Source organism: Sinorhizobium sp. 6-70, assembly GCF_030124375.1.
Classification (GTDB): Bacteria; Pseudomonadota; Alphaproteobacteria; order Rhizobiales; family Rhizobiaceae; genus Sinorhizobium.
In genome coordinates this window covers 189,869-204,015 of record NZ_JASKLS010000009.1, presented here as the reverse complement: position 1 = coordinate 204,015, position 14,147 = coordinate 189,869, and the positions used below count along the sequence as shown (strand labels likewise).

13 protein-coding genes are annotated in these 14,147 nt (G+C 61.8%); 6 read left to right on the top strand and 7 right to left on the bottom strand.

The window, feature by feature from the left end; all coding sequences use genetic code 11:
- The first annotated feature begins 117 nt into the window (after nt 1-117).
- The 5 genes from QN222_RS18805 (at nt 118) to QN222_RS18785 (ending at nt 5,382) form a co-directional block, all read left to right on the top strand.
- Complete coding sequence (locus tag QN222_RS18805; protein WP_283964509.1) at nt 118-384, top strand: type IV toxin-antitoxin system AbiEi family antitoxin domain-containing protein; 267 nt, start codon at nt 118-120, stop codon at nt 382-384.
- A gap of 282 nt (nt 385-666) precedes the next feature.
- Nucleotides 667-1,986, top strand: a complete 1,320-nt coding sequence (locus QN222_RS18800; RefSeq protein WP_284005547.1) for a tetratricopeptide repeat protein — start codon at nt 667-669, stop codon at nt 1,984-1,986.
- A 535-nt stretch (nt 1,987-2,521) separates the two neighbouring features.
- Nucleotides 2,522-3,664, top strand: coding sequence for an FAD-dependent oxidoreductase (locus tag QN222_RS18795; protein ID WP_283965962.1), 1,143 nt, complete (start codon nt 2,522-2,524; stop codon nt 3,662-3,664).
- A gap of 10 nt (nt 3,665-3,674) precedes the next feature.
- Nucleotides 3,675-4,751 carry an alcohol dehydrogenase gene (locus QN222_RS18790; protein ID WP_284005546.1) on the top strand — a complete coding sequence of 359 codons (1,077 nt, stop codon included), beginning with the start codon at nt 3,675-3,677 and terminating at the stop codon, nt 4,749-4,751.
- Nucleotides 4,702-5,382, top strand: a complete 681-nt coding sequence (locus tag QN222_RS18785) for a cupin domain-containing protein (protein WP_283965987.1) — start codon at nt 4,702-4,704, stop codon at nt 5,380-5,382. The genes QN222_RS18790 and QN222_RS18785 overlap by 50 nt, the downstream gene beginning before the upstream one ends.
- 38 nt (nt 5,383-5,420) lie before the next feature.
- Here the strand turns inward: QN222_RS18785 and QN222_RS18780 are convergent, their stop codons facing one another.
- From QN222_RS18780 to QN222_RS18750, 7 genes are all read right to left on the bottom strand, one after another.
- The gene (locus tag QN222_RS18780) at nt 5,421-6,626 is read right to left on the bottom strand and encodes a MalY/PatB family protein (RefSeq protein ID WP_283965986.1); all 1,206 of its coding nucleotides are present in this window, start codon (nt 6,624-6,626) and stop codon (nt 5,421-5,423) included.
- Nucleotides 6,627-6,752: 126 nt separating this feature from the next.
- Nucleotides 6,753-7,541, bottom strand: coding sequence for an amino acid ABC transporter ATP-binding protein (locus QN222_RS18775; protein ID WP_283965985.1), 789 nt, complete (start codon nt 7,539-7,541; stop codon nt 6,753-6,755).
- Between the two features lie 13 nt (nt 7,542-7,554).
- On the bottom strand, nt 7,555-8,844 hold the full coding sequence (locus tag QN222_RS18770; protein WP_284005545.1) for an amino acid ABC transporter permease: 1,290 nt from the start codon (nt 8,842-8,844) through the stop codon (nt 7,555-7,557).
- Between the two features lies 1 nt (nt 8,845).
- Nucleotides 8,846-10,108, bottom strand: coding sequence for an ABC transporter permease subunit (locus tag QN222_RS18765; protein ID WP_283965096.1), 1,263 nt, complete (start codon nt 10,106-10,108; stop codon nt 8,846-8,848).
- Between the two features lie 121 nt (nt 10,109-10,229).
- The gene (locus QN222_RS18760) at nt 10,230-11,246 is read right to left on the bottom strand and encodes an amino acid ABC transporter substrate-binding protein (protein WP_283965095.1); all 1,017 of its coding nucleotides are present in this window, start codon (nt 11,244-11,246) and stop codon (nt 10,230-10,232) included.
- A 91-nt stretch (nt 11,247-11,337) separates the two neighbouring features.
- On the bottom strand, nt 11,338-11,724 hold the full coding sequence (locus QN222_RS18755) for a hypothetical protein (protein ID WP_283965094.1): 387 nt from the start codon (nt 11,722-11,724) through the stop codon (nt 11,338-11,340).
- Nucleotides 11,725-11,778: 54 nt separating this feature from the next.
- A complete protein-coding gene (locus tag QN222_RS18750; RefSeq protein WP_283965093.1) occupies nt 11,779-12,999 on the bottom strand; it encodes an MFS transporter in 1,221 nt (406 codons plus the stop codon).
- 165 nt (nt 13,000-13,164) lie between these two features.
- Between QN222_RS18750 and QN222_RS18745 the strand changes: the two genes are divergently transcribed.
- Nucleotides 13,165-13,995 carry a helix-turn-helix transcriptional regulator gene (locus QN222_RS18745; protein ID WP_283965092.1) on the top strand — a complete coding sequence of 277 codons (831 nt, stop codon included), beginning with the start codon at nt 13,165-13,167 and terminating at the stop codon, nt 13,993-13,995.
- Nucleotides 13,996-14,147: the final 152 nt, after the last annotated feature.

Genomic DNA, 14,147 nt, shown 5'->3' with positions numbered 1-14,147 from the left:
CGCGTCTGCATAAGGCTGCATCAGCGCTTTCTAACGGCACCCAACGGGTCGAAGAAATTGATTTTTTGGATAACATCCATTCGTGCCGTGGATGCGCAAGGGCCTTAATGCGGGTGCTTGTTCAACGGCGACACTTTTGGCGTCGAGGACACCGAATTCGACTTGTCCGAAGGTTCAGATGGCCAGCTCGCATCCAGTCCCTGGCGCTGGCCGATCAAAATGCCTTCCGCAGAACGAGCGATCCTCGAGGCGATGGACGAGTTGCCGACATCAGAGAGCTTCGACACGATCGACACCCTGTTTGAGGGCCTCGTAAATCTCCGCCCGAAACTGCTGACCGCGCTGCTTGAGAAATGCCAGAGCGTCAAGGTCAAACGAGGGTAGCGAGCACCTGCAGCGTTGTTTCGAGGCAGCCCGCCTACCGATTGCGCCAGCCTCCGCTAGCACTTCGAACGCAGCGATCCAGCGCGCCGGAATCGTGCGCTCTATCACCGGTTGGGCGGCGCAAGGGGATCTGGTGCGTGGATAGTCTTCCATGTCTTGTCCGGACCGCAGTTTGGCGAGACTTCTACATAATTTGGCAGACTGTCAAAATACAGCCAGGAGGCAATCCCGTATAATAGCCGAAATGGGCGCTGATGCGTGCCCGATCCTGAGGAACCTGCCATGACCCACCTCGACAGCCGCGGCCTGCCACTCTCGACGATGTCCGACCTCGCTGCCGAACGCTACCGGGAGGGGATAGACCTGCTCCTCTCGACCTGGCCCGGCGCCGCGGAAGCCTTGGAGACGGCCATCGCAGCAGACCCCGATTTCGCTCTCGCCTATGCGGCGCGCGCGCGCCTGCACGCTATCCGCACCGAATTGGCCAAGGCGAAGGCGGCGATCGCGACGGCGGAAGATATCGTCGTGCGGCGCGGAACAGAACGGGAGCGGAGCCATGTGGAGGTCCTGTCGCTTGCCATCAACGGCCAGTCGGCAAAGGCGTTACAGCGGGCGCTCGCGCACGCCGACACCTGGCCGCGGGACATCCTGATCCTCTCATTGCCTCTTGGCGCCTTCGGGCTCCTCGCCTTCTCGGGGATGGCGGATCACGATCAGGCGCGTGTGGATCTCTGTGAGCGCCACGCCCGGCATTTCAGCGTCGACGATTGGTGGTTCGTCACCTACCGAGGCTGGGCTCATGCCGAGAACGGCAACGTGACACTCGGCCGAGCTCTCACGCAGCGTGGCTACGATCTCAGGACCAACAACGCGAACGCGGCGCACGCGCTGTCGCATGCCATGTACGAGGGCGGCGCAGGCGAGGACGCCGAGAGGCTGATCGCGGATTGGCTGCCTCGCTACGACCGAACCGGCATTCTCCACGGCCACATCGCCTGGCACGCGGCGCTAGGCGCCCTGGAGCGGGATGATCCCGAACGCGCGCTGGCGATCTACGCGGATTGCATCCAGCCGTCGGTTACGGCCGGAATGCCGGTCAACGTGGTCAGCGACACGGCCTCTTTCCTGTGGCGGCTCCAGGCTTATGGCCACGCGGTGCCGACGGGGCTGTGGGCGGCGGCGGCAACCTATTCCGGGGAATATTTCCAGAAGGCCGGCTTCGCCTTCGCGGATGTCCACATGGCCATAATCGCGGCGGCAGTCGGCGACAGGACTGCAGTCGAGCAGCGTGTGCAGGTGTTGACGGGGTTGATCGAGGCAGGGACCTTGGCCGCGGGGCCAGTCGTACCGGCGATCTGCCGCGCCGCCTTGTCCTTTGCGGAGGAGGATTACGCAGGCTGCGCGCGTATCCTGGAGCCGGTCGCAGTCGACGTCGCGCGCATTGGCGGCAGCGGCGCCCAGCGCGAGATGATCGAAGACATGCTGCTACTCGCCTTGATGCGGAGCGGCGAAGCCGCGAAAGCCCGTGCGCTGCTCGACCGCCGCCTTCATCGTCGACCGTCGCCGCGCGACACGCGCTGGCACGGCCTGCTCGCAGCGTAAAGATCCCTATGTAACATGCGAGTAGCAAGGTTGCGACGGTGGTCGAGCGAGAGCGGGATCTCGACGTCGTGAAATTCGCGAGCAGTCACCCACTCGCCGCACAGGCCGGGGTGGCACAACCCATGTCGGCAGCATGCTTGCCCTTGTAATGAAGACTGCGCAGACGATCGGTTCCGCCGCCATGGATCAAGTGACTATCATGAGCAGAAAATCGCCAGTTTACTTGATGCGAGAACCGCTATGCCGCCGCAGGCGTCTATCAGAAGCACAAGGAACCGTTCCTCTCGCAGATTGCGGGCGCGACATCCAAGGAGCTTCTCATTCGCGACGTCGACGTTCAGGTCCTTCACGGATTCAACAGCGTCGAAGACGCAAAGGCCCATCTCGAACGCGCGCTGTTCAACGACGATGTCGTCGCGGATCTGAAGCCGCTTCTGGCCGCTGCGCCGGAAATCCGCATCTACGCCGTGGCCTAAGCCAGCCTTACAGGAGGGGCAGGGTATCCGACCCTCACTTTTTCACCAGGAGCTGTCCTTTGTCACAATCCATTCTGATCGTTGGCGGTGGGCTTGCAGGCCTGACTGCTGCCCGGCTCTTCCACCAAGCCGGTATCGGCTTTCAGCTCCTTGAGGCCCGCGAACGCCTGGGCGGACGAATTCTCTCCGTCGACGCCACCGGTGAACCATCGGGCGACGGTTTCGATCTCGGCCCATCGTGGTTCTGGCCCGACATGCAGCCAGCAATGGGTGCCTTCGTCCAGCGTCTCGGGCTCAACTACTTCGAGCAAAACAGCGATGGCGACGTGATCTTTCAGCGGATGGCCCACGACGTTCCTCAGCGCTATCGAGGAATAGGACAAGAACCGCATTCGATGCGGCTCGTCGGGGGCACGGGAGCGATCATATCGGCGCTTGCCGAGAGCCTGCACTCACAAAGCATTCAACTGAACGCCCGGGTGACCCACGTGTCGCTAGACGGCGAAGGCGTCGTTGTGCAGTATGTCGATGTAAGCGGGTGGTCCCATAAGCAGCGGGCGTCGCATGTTCTATTCGCCATGCCGCCGCGTCTCATCGAAGCAAAGGTTTTGTTTTCGCCGGCGCTCGACTACGCGACAGCCGAGCGATGGCAACAAACCCCGACCTGGATGGCGCCGCATGCAAAATTCTTCGCACTCTATGACCGCCCATTCTGGCGCGATGCAGGCCTGTCGGGCACGGCGCAAAGCATGGTGGGGCCGTTGGTTGAGATTCACGATGCGACAACCGCCTCGGGCCGAGCCGCCCTTTTTGGCTTCGTCGGCGTCCCGGCTGGTGAGCGCGCGTCCGTCGGACGCGATGCAGTCGTCGCCGCTTCGGTTCAGCAGCTTGCTCAAATGTTCGGACCTGAGGCCGCCAAGCCCCGCGCAACATTGTTTAAGGACTGGACGGACGATCCTTTGACCGCGACGGTGGATGACAGGCAAGCGGGCGGCCATCCCAGCCCCGACCGACGGCCATGGGTCAATGGAAAATGGCGGGACTACATTTCGCTGGCTGGCAGCGAAACCAGCACTAGTGAACCTGGTTACCTGGCCGGTGCAGTCGAAGCAGCCACCCGTACGGCGAGCGAACTTATCGGCAGGCTCAACAAGTCCGAGGGACAGGCGTTCGCCGCTCTGGCTGAAAAAGTTCGAGCATAGGGACGGGAGCATGAAGACCACCTATCGAGCCATGCAGGTGACCACACCTGGCAGTCTGGAGCTCGTGGAACGGCAGACACCTACGCCTGGAGCCGGTGAAGTGCTGATCGCGGTCGAGGCCTGCGGCATCTGCGGCGCAGATGCCAGCGACATCGACAGGGCCGATCCGGCGCTGAACCCACCTCGTTTCCCGGGTCACGAAGTGGTCGGCCGCATTATCGCTCTTGGAGAAAACACGCCGTCGATCTGGACGGTGGGCCAGCGCGTCGGCGTCGGTCGCCTGGGTGGTCATTGCAACGAATGCGGCGAATGCCGCCATGGCCGTTTCAATCTCTGCCGCAATCAGCTGGTTGTCGGATCTTCCTGCGACGGCGGTTATGCCGAGATGATGATCGCGCGGGCGACCGGGCTGGTCTCCATTCCGGCCGAATTGTCGTCGGAAGAAGCGGCGCCCATCCTCTGCGCGGGAATCGCCACATTCAACGCGTTGAAAAAATCAGGCGCCGAGGCAGGCGACACCGTCGCCGTTCTCGGAATTGGCGGTCTCGGGCACATGGCGCTGCAATATGCCAGGACGATGGGCTTTCGGGTGGTGGCGGTGGGACGAGGCGCGGACATCGCCGCGGATGTGATGAGTCTGGGGGCGCATCGCTACATCGACACGAACACGGAAAACGCCGCCGAGGTTCTGAGCGCTATGGGCGGCGCGAAAGCCATCCTGACGACCACAGGCAATCCGACGGCCGTTAGCGCGTTGATGTCCGCACTTGCACCGGAGGGTCGTCTCATCGTGCTTGGCCTTGGCAAGGATCCGCTGCCCGTATCGACGAGCCATCTGGTGGGCGCCGAACGCGGTGTGATCGGCTCGATCACCGGCTCCCCGTTCGAAAACGAGAGGACCTTGGATTTCAGCGTTCTGGCAGGCGTGCGGCCGATGATCGAGACCATGCCGCTGGAGCGCGCACAGGAAGCTGTTCAAAAAATGAGGTCCGGTGACGCGAAGTTCCGGATCGTGCTCACGATGGGAGACCAGACCAATGCGGCTCAACGAAGACCTGACAAAACCGGTGATCGTCCATTCGGCTAAACTCGACTGGATCCCCAGTCCGTCCGCCGGTGTCGATCGCCGCATGCTCTATCGCGTCGGCGGCGAAGTTGCGCGCGCCACCACGATCGTGCGCTATGCGCCGGGGAGTGCCTTCCCTCGCCATGTCCATAGCGGCGGCGAGGAAATTCTCGTGCTCGAGGGCACGTTCCAGGACGAACACGGCGACTATCCGGCGGGGTGCTATTTCCGCAACCCTCCGGGCACCTCGCACGTGCCTGCCTCCAAGGAGGGCTGCACGATCTTCGTGCGGCTCTGGCAATATCGTGAGGGTGACGACACCCAAATCGTCCGTCAGCCTGGCGAAGGCGAGGCAGCACTTCCACGCGAGGGAGCCGAAGCAGTGCGTGTCCTGTTCGACGACGGCAAGGAACGCGTATCGATCGAGCGTTGGCGGCCCAACCTCGCCGTAACAGCCGAGAATCACCGCGGCCTCGAGTTCCTCGTGCTTTCCGGAAGCCTCGCAGTTGGCGACGAGCAACTGGAACGGCAGAGCTGGGGCCGGCTGCCCGCAGGCGAGCCGCTTCGAGCGATGACCGGACCTGAGGGCGCCGAGATCTGGATCAAGGATGCACCACTTCAGCACCCGGACGTGCTGCGGATGCCGGCCTGAATCAACGCTGAAACCGGGCCCCGTCGTCGCAGCGAGGATTATCCCGCCGCGACCGCAGCCTTGAGCCGGGCGATCGCCTCATCGACCGTGGCGCGGGGGCAGCCGAGGTTCACGCGCATATAGCCATGTCCCTCAAGGCCGAACTTCTGCCCCTTGTCGAGCCAGAGCCGCGCCTTGGTCAGCATGAACGTCTCGAGCGCAGCGGCATCCATGCCCAAAGCCCGGCAATCCATCCAGGCAAGATAAAGGGCGTCCGCCGGAAGCACCTCGAGACCGGCATTCAACCTGTTGATCTCGGCCGCGAAATGCGCGTGGTTGGCCTGGATGTATGAAAGCAGTGTATCGAGCCAAGGTTCGCCATGGGTATAGGCGGCTTCGGCCGCGACCATGCCCATAAGGTTCACCTTCGGATACAGGTTGCGTTCCAACTGACGCTGGAATTCCGCACGCAGGCGGGGGTTAGGGATGAAGGCATGCGCGCACTGCAGCCCCGGCAGGTTGAATGTCTTGGAGGGTGCGGTGCAGGTGATCGAATTCTCAGCGAGCGCATCCGACAGACTGGCGAACGGCACATGCCGGCACGCCGGATTCATGATTAGGTCCTGGTGGATCTCATCGGAGACTACGAGAATTCCGTGGCGCGCGCAGATCTCGCCCATGCTGCGCAGCTCATCCTCGGTCCAGACATTACCGGTCGGATTGTGCGGGTTGGAGAGGATGAAGATCTTGGTGTTAGGACGGATCGCGGTCTCAAATACGGCCGCGTCATAGCGGTATCCAGTCTCGGTCCGGCTCAGCGGCGCACTGACGGGAAACCGCCCATTGATGCGCACATCGTCGTGGAAATGCGCATAGACCGGCGGCTGGATCAAAACGCTGTCGCCCGGAGCCGAGAAGGCTTGCACGATGGTCTTGAGTGCGGTGATCACACCGGAGACCGGCACCACCCAATCGGGTGCGACCTCCCAGCCGAAGCGTCGTTTTTGCCAGCCGGTCACCGAGGCAATATAGCTCTCACGTGCGCCGGCAGCATAGCCGAAGACACCCACCTGCGCCGCCTCGACCATAGCATCGATCACCGGCTGGGGAGCACGAAAATCCATGTCGGCAACCCACATCGGCAGCGGATCGGCAAACGCCGCTTCCGGCGGCAAGAACGCTTTCACAGTATCCCATTTCAATGAATTCGAGCCGCGGCGGTCGACCAGTTCATCAAGGCAGTTTGCGTTGGCATGGAAATTCATGGGAACCTCGTAGTGGCATGAATGGCGTAGCCGATAGCGGCGTGAGGAAGGCGACGGGCAGGCACTCTCCTACGGGACGCCATGGGGATTGCCGAGCGGACGCCGCCCGCCGAGAGAACGACGAAGTCAGTGCCGAAGAATCTGGCTGAGGAATAGCCTGGTGCGCTCGGACTGCGGATTGTGGAAGAAGTCTTGCGGATTGTTTTCTTCGACGATCTGCCCCTGATCCATGAAAATTACGCGATTGGCTACCGCTTGGGCGAACCCCATCTCGTGCGTGACGCAGAGCATGGTCATGCCCTCTTCCGCGAGCTCAATCATCGTGTCCAACACCTCCTTGATCATCTCGGGATCGAGCGCAGAGGTCGGCTCATCAAAGAGCATGATCTTCGGCTTCATGCAGAGCGAACGGGCAATCGCCACCCGCTGCTGCTGCCCGCCCGACAGTTGGCCGGGATATTTGCGGGCTTGTTCGGGGATCTTGACCTTCTCCAGGAAGTGCATCGCTGTCTCGATCGCTTCCTTCCTGGGGATTTCTCGCACCCAGATGGGAGCGAGCGTGCAATTCTCGAGGATTGTCAGATGCGGAAAGAGGTTGAAGTGCTGGAAGACCATGCCCACCTCCGAGCGCACCTTGTCGATGTTTTTCAGATCCGAAGACAGTTCGATCCCGTCTACCACGACCTTGCCGGCCTGATGTTCCTCGAGGCGGTTGATGCAGCGGATCATCGTCGACTTTCCCGATCCCGACGGCCCCGCGATAACGATGCGCTCACCGCGTCTCACCGTGAGATTGATGTCGCGCAACGCGTGGTAATTCCCGTACCACTTGTTCATATCCTCGATCCGGATCGCCACCTGATCCGAGACCCTCATCCGGCTTCGGTCGATCTCGGTTTCCAAATTGAGTTCCATCGTGTTTGGCTCCTTAGTGCTGGTCGGTTTTGAGGCGGCGCTCGAGATGCATTGAGTAGCGCGACATGGAAAAGCAGAAGAGGAAGAACAGCCCCCCGATGAAGATGAAGAGCTCCCAATAGATCCCCTGCCAGGCGGTGGTCGCCCGGATGGAATTGGAAAGCGCGATCGGGTCCAAAAGACCAATGAAGACGACCAGGGTTGTGTCCTTGAAGAGGCCGATAAAGGAATTGACGATGCCGGGAATCGAGATCTTGAGCGCCTGCGGCATGATCACGAGCCGCTGCGCCTTCCAGTAGTCGAGGCCGAGCGCCTCGGCCGCTTCATATTGCCCCCTCGGCAGAGCCGCCAGACCGCCGCGGATCACCTCGGCCATGTAGGCGGTGGCAAACAGGGTCACCATGATGATCACCCGCAGGATCAGATCGAAGTTCGTTCCCGGCGGCAGGAAATAATTGAGCAGCAGCGAGGCGGTGAACAGGAGCGTGATCAACGGCACGCCGCGGATGAACTCGATGAACATGACGCTGATCGTCTTCACGAGCGGCATTTTCGAGCGTCGCCCCAGCGCCAGAACGATACCGAGCGGCAGCGACAAGGAGATGCCGGTGACACCGATGACGATCGACAGCAGAAAACCGCCCATTTCGCGCGATGTGACGGGGGCAAGCGCCAGCGGCAGAAGCTGCGTGAGCACCGTCGTGACCGAGCCAGAGACGAAGATCCACCAGGCGAGCGCGCTGGCGAGTGCCAGCACGATAGCAACGCCGCTTCCGAGCCGCGTCGCGAGCCCCAACACGATTGCACCGACGGCAAATACTGCATACGCCGAGAAGGGAAGCCAGAGCGTTCCGCCCCAGATCAGGCAATAGGCGAGGCCTGGGAAGGCGGCGCTGAACCAGAGGAGCCTGCGCGGCACGGGCGGGAAGAGGATTGGAGCTAGCGCGATCAGCATCAGCACGAAGGCGAGCACTGGCCGCCAATATTGTGTCGGTGGGTAGAAGCCAAATAGAAGCTGCGTCCAGCGATCACGGATGACCGCAAAGCAGGCGCCCTCCGCGCCGCCGAGTATCTGGCGGCATTCGCTGAGCGAGTTCGCGTTCCAGACAGAATCGATGAGCCAAGGCGAGACGGATCGTGCAATCCAGATCAGCACGATCAGTGACGTCACCGTCAGAAGCGCACTCAGCCAGTCTTTAAAAAAACTCTCGCGTAGCAGCTTAAGCAGGCCCGTCTGACCGGAGGGGGGCTCGCGGGCGGGCAGCATCTCGCCACGGACAAAGGCAAGGTTGCGTTCGCTCATATCAACGCTCCTTCAGCCCGACGCGGGCATTGTAGACGTTCATCGACCCGGAGATGATGAGGCTCAGCGACAGGTAGACCAGCATGAGCAGCAGCATGCCTTCGAGTTCGCGGCCGGTCTGGTTGATAGTGATCCCGCCGAGCGTCGATCGCAGGTCCATGTAACCGACCGCCAAGCCGAGCGACGTGTTCTTGGTGATGTTGAGGTATTGCGAGATCAAAGGCGGCACGAGGACCCGGAGCGCCTGCGGCAGGATCACCAGACGCATCGTCTTGCCGGGCCGAAGGCCGAGCGCATAGGCGGCCTCGGTCTGGCCTTTGGAAATGGCAAGGATGCCTGCACGCACATTCTCGGCAATGAAGGCTCCGGTGTAGATGCTGAGCCCGAGCCACATTGCGATCAGCGAATTTCGAAGCTGCAATCCGCCCTGGAAATTGAAGCCACGGAGTTCGGGATAGCCGAGATGAAAGCCGAATGCCCAGAGCAAGAGAAGTGGCGGGGCGGCGAGGATCATGGCGCTCGTCCACCAGGTTACCGGCCTGACGCCGGTCTGGCTCTGCACCCGGCTGGCATGACGCATCAGCGCCCGATTGACGAGGATGCACGTGATGACGACCACCAGGACTGCAACAGCGTTCAAGCTCGGCTGAAATATCCCGAGATTGAGCGTACCGAGGTCACGGGCAAACAGCGGCTCCGGAATGAACACGCCGCGATTGGTGATGGCCACCGCGCCGAAGATCATGCTCGCCGTGGCACTCGCACCCTTGAATGCGTTCGGCGCCGGCACGGCTTCACTCATGATCGCACCGAAGACAAGGATCCAGAGCAAGAGCGGAATATTGCGGAAGACTTCGACATAGACGGTCGTCAGCCGCGCCACGATCGGGTTGCCCGAAAGCCGCAACACACCTGCCATCACGCCGATGATCGTTGCCAGGACGCAGGACAGAACCGCGAGGACGACGGTATTCAAAAGCCCCACGAGGGCGGCACGGCCGTGGGTCATTTGCGTGTCGTATTCGATGAGCCGCTGGTTGATGTCGTAGCCGGCGGTGCTCCACAGGAAGGAGAAGGAGAAATCCTTGCCCAGAAGCGCGAGATTGCGGACCGTGTTGTCCACCAGCCAAGCAATCCCCAGCATGAGGCACATCAGAACGAAGATCTGGATCGTGTAGGAGCGATACCGGCTATCGTTGAGAAGCATGCTCAAACGAAAAGCCTGGTGCGGCTCCCGCGTCGGAAATGTGAGTGCGTTTGCCATTGGCGAAATCCCAGCAAGTACGTTGCAGCGTTCCCCATGCCGGTGACGGCGGGATGCAGCGCGGTCATGCGTTTCGTCAGGAATGGCGCGCGGTCCTTCAACCGCGCGCCTCAAGGAGTTCTCACCGGAACGGTTGCGCGTACATCAGGCCGCCCTTGGTCCAGAGCGCGTTAAGCCCGCGCTCCAGGCGGATCGGCGTTTGGTCGCCGAGGTTGCCGGCGAAGATCTCACCGTAGTTTCCACCGGCCGCGATGGCGCGCCTGGCCCAGTCGGCATCAAGCCCCAGCATCTTGCCGAGATCGCCTTCCCTTCCGAGAAGGCGGCTGATTTCCGGATTGTCCGAGCCATCTGCAAGCTGGTCCACATTGGCCTTGGTCACGCCCAGTTCCTCGGCGGCGAAAAGCGCATTCTGCGTCCAGTGCACGATGTCCGCCCACTGTTCGTCCCCCTGGCGCACGATCGGGCCAAGCGGCTCTTTCGAAATTATCTCGGGAAGGATGACGTGGTCCGGCGGATTCTTGAAGCTAGCGCGGACGGAGGCGAGATTGGAGCCGTCGCTGGTATAAACGTCGCAAGCGCCCGCCTGATACTGACGCTCTCCTTCGGCACTCGAGTCGACCGGAACGGGCTCGTAGCTCATCTTGTTGATGCGGAAATATTCCGCGAGGTTGAGCTCGGTCGTGGTGCCCGACTGGATGCAGACGGTGGCGCCGTTGAGGTCCTTGGCGGAGGACACGCCGAGTTCCTTCTTCACCATGAAGGCCTGGCCGTCATAGAAGTTGGTACCTGCGAAGGTGAGCTTCAGGTCGGTGTCACGCGAAAAGGTCCAGGTCGTCGCGCGCGACAGCACATCGATCTCGCCGGAAGCAAGGGCGGTGAAGCGGGTCTGGCCGGTGGTCGGAACAAACTCGACCTCCATCGGATCGCCGAGCACGGCAGCGGCGACGGCCCGGCAGAATGCAACGTCGAAGCCCTGCCAGACACCCTTCGCATCGGGAGCTGAAAAGCCCGCCGTACCCGAGCTGACGCCGCAGTTGAGTTTGCCGCGCGCTTTTACCTCGTCGAGCGTGCCCGCCACAGCGGAGCCGGACAGAAGGGCGACTGCGCTGACCGTTACCAGGAATAGAGATTTCTTCATTTTCGTTCCCCATTGGTTTTGTTACCGAAACTGAAATTTGAGTGCTGTTTTTGTGTTCTGTTCACTCCTCCTGTTTTCTGTGCCGCATTGCCTACGACGCCACCTTCAGATGGGCGTCGGGACTGTTGTAGTGGGTCGGCTCCTCAATGAAGTGGACGCCGTAGTCAGCGAACAGGTCCGCAATCTGAAGAGCGGTCGAGGTCAGCCCACCCGCCGCCTTGCGCCCAGAAGGAATGGCGCAGCATCTGCTCCCACAAGGTCTCGGTGTGTTTGGGTCATTGCCCAGCACGAAACGCTCGGCGAGCTTTCGGATCATGGAGCCTACGGCTTGCGATCGCGTGCCGAAGGCCAGTGATGCCTCGCCTAGCCCGGTGATGCCCGCATCGGTGTGGATCCGCTCGAAGATGGGACGCCAGAGCGCGATGCCGTCTTCTCCGGAGAGGTCGATTTCCAGCGTCTCGACTTTGGTTATCTCCATTGCGACCACTCCTGCTAGCGTTTCATCCGATTGTTGAGGTTGCGGGGATCGCAGTCATCGCGACGCCGCCGCACCGCGGACATAGGTCGCGCCGAGCGCGAGAAGGGCCAGCACGAGGGGAATGAAGGACAGCGCGAGGATGGTGTTCCAGCCGTAGGCCGTCAGCAGCCCCCCGGAGAGGAACGAGCCGAGGGTCATCGTTCCGAACACGGCGAAGTCGTTGAGCGACTGGACGCGCGCCTTCTCCTCCGGACGATGGCATTCGAGCACCAGGGCTGACGCACCGAGGAAACCGAAATTCCAACCGACACCGAGCACGATGAGGGTGATCCAGAAATGCGCCACATCCACCCCCGTCAGCCCGACGGCCGCGGAGATACCCGTCAACATCAGACCCGTCATGACCACGCGGGGTGCACCGAAACGGGTGATCAGGCGCCCAGTGAAGAAACTCGGGGCATACATGGCAACCACATGCCACTGTATGGCGAGGTTGGAGGACTCCTGGCTCAGACCGCAGAGCTGCATTGCCAAGGGCGCCGCGGTCATGAGGAAGTTCATGAGCAGGTATGAGACGACCCCGCAGATCACCGCCGTGATGAAGCGTGGCTGCCGGGCGATGGCTCCAAGGGGGCGGCCGCCCGCGGCCTCCACCTTGGTCGGCGTCGGAAGGCGAACGCCGACGAGCAGCAGTGCCGAGAGTGCCGCCACTGCCGCCTGGGCAAGGTAGCTCGCCGCGAACATGTAGGGCATCCAGAGATACATGGTGTGATTGACAAGCTGCGGCCCGATCACGCCAGCCAGAACACCTCCGGCCATGACGAGAGACAGGGCGCGCGGGCGTCGATCCGCCGGCACGCAGTCGGCAGCCGCGAAACGGAAGGACAGCACCACGGCGGCGTAGGCGCCACCGAAGAGTGTCGCGGCACAATAGAGCCAGAACGATCCGATCACCACCGCGATTGCGGCCAGGAGACCAACGAGCACACCACAGCTTGTTCCAACCAGAAAGGCTGCACGACGACCGTAGCGTTGCGCGATGACTCCCGCAGGGAGCGTCGAGAGCGCCATCCCCACCACGAACATCGAAATCGGCATCGTGGCGAGGGCTGGAGTGGGTGCGAGCGTGTTTCCGACGATCGCTCCGGTGGAATAGACCACGGCGGAGTTCGCGCCGCCCAGCGCCTGCGCAATCGTCAACCTCGTGAGGTTGCCGCGCGCGGCGTCGTAGTAGGAGGGCGTTTCGAGCACTTTCTCTGCAGTAACTTCTGACATCCGGCTTCACAAGGCATGAGGACATGGGTCCGGCGCGAGGTCTGGTCGCGTCGGGCGGAAAAGGCGCTTGGCGTTCGATTGGGTTGGAGATTAGCGAATTTCGATTTGGCTGTATTTCAATGGACCGACAATCTATGTAGAATAGCTGCCAAAACGGAGGTAAACATGATCTGGCATCCGATCGCCGCGCCGCCCGGGGTTCGTCCTCCTCAACCGATCACGGTACGGGCGCAATCCATTCCCGCCCGACATTACTTTCCGGAGCATTCACATACCTGGCACCAGTTGGTCTATGCCATCTCCGGCGTGCTGACGGTGTACACGGAAGCAGAGTCCTTCGTGATCACGCCGGATCAGGCGGTGTGGCTGCCGACCGGCGTGGTGCACCGGGTCGGTTCGCTTCTCGGCGCGGTTTTTCGAAGCCTCTGGATCGCGGATGCAGCCGGCGCAAACCTGCCGAGAGTCCCGACGATCTTTATGATGTCGCCATTGCTGCAAGCTCTTATCGTCGAGGCAACCGAGCTCGAGGATCAGGAGGACCGCGACGGCTATTCGAGCCGTGTCACGACACTTATTCTCGACCAGCTCGTGCGGGTCCAGCCGCTGCCATCGGCTTTGCCATGGCCGCGTAACAAGCCGTTGACCGCGCTATGCGAGGCGCTCTATCTGGACCCGACGGATGACCGAAGCCCGGAGGAATGGGGGCTGGCACTGAACATTTCGCCCCGAACATTGGCGCGCCGGTTCAACACGGAGCTGGGCATGAGCCTGCGCTCATGGAGACGGCGCCTTCGGCTCTTCCGTGCAATCGAGCTTCTGGGCGGTGGTCTGGGCGTGACACAAGTCGCCATGGAGCTTGGTTACGGCTCGACATCGGCTTTCGTGTACGCGTTCCGCACCGAAATGGGCAGTAGTCCCCAAGCTTACATGCGCCGCCATGTCATGGAAAGCGCCAGCGCGCCAACGGGCTCCGCCTTTCAAAAGGTCTACAGCTGAACGATGAGGCCCCCGCTGGGCCGGGCCACGCGCCCTCCGACCCGCACCTTCTGCACGAGATGGAAACGATCAGCCATTGCGCCCCACTTGCTACGCTCCGGACACCCGCGCCTGCCTTACATTCATCATACTTATTTAAACTATATTGCACT

Coding starts and splice junctions, on each gene's coding strand:
- QN222_RS18750 (WP_283965093.1), bottom strand. CDS start 12,999: ATGTCAGAAGTTACTGCAGAGAAAGTGCTCGAAACGCCCTCCTACTAC.
- QN222_RS18770 (WP_284005545.1), bottom strand. CDS start 8,844: ATGAGCGAACGCAACCTTGCCTTTGTCCGTGGCGAGATGCTGCCCGCC.
- QN222_RS18785 (WP_283965987.1), top strand. CDS start 4,702: ATGCGGCTCAACGAAGACCTGACAAAACCGGTGATCGTCCATTCGGCT.
- QN222_RS18765 (WP_283965096.1), bottom strand. CDS start 10,108: ATGGCAAACGCACTCACATTTCCGACGCGGGAGCCGCACCAGGCTTTT.
- QN222_RS18760 (WP_283965095.1), bottom strand. CDS start 11,246: ATGAAGAAATCTCTATTCCTGGTAACGGTCAGCGCAGTCGCCCTTCTG.
- QN222_RS18755 (WP_283965094.1), bottom strand. CDS start 11,724: ATGGAGATAACCAAAGTCGAGACGCTGGAAATCGACCTCTCCGGAGAA.
- QN222_RS18780 (WP_283965986.1), bottom strand. CDS start 6,626: ATGAATTTCCATGCCAACGCAAACTGCCTTGATGAACTGGTCGACCGC.
- QN222_RS18775 (WP_283965985.1), bottom strand. CDS start 7,541: ATGGAACTCAATTTGGAAACCGAGATCGACCGAAGCCGGATGAGGGTC.
- QN222_RS18800 (WP_284005547.1), top strand. CDS start 667: ATGACCCACCTCGACAGCCGCGGCCTGCCACTCTCGACGATGTCCGAC.
- QN222_RS18790 (WP_284005546.1), top strand. CDS start 3,675: ATGAAGACCACCTATCGAGCCATGCAGGTGACCACACCTGGCAGTCTG.
- QN222_RS18745 (WP_283965092.1), top strand. CDS start 13,165: ATGATCTGGCATCCGATCGCCGCGCCGCCCGGGGTTCGTCCTCCTCAA.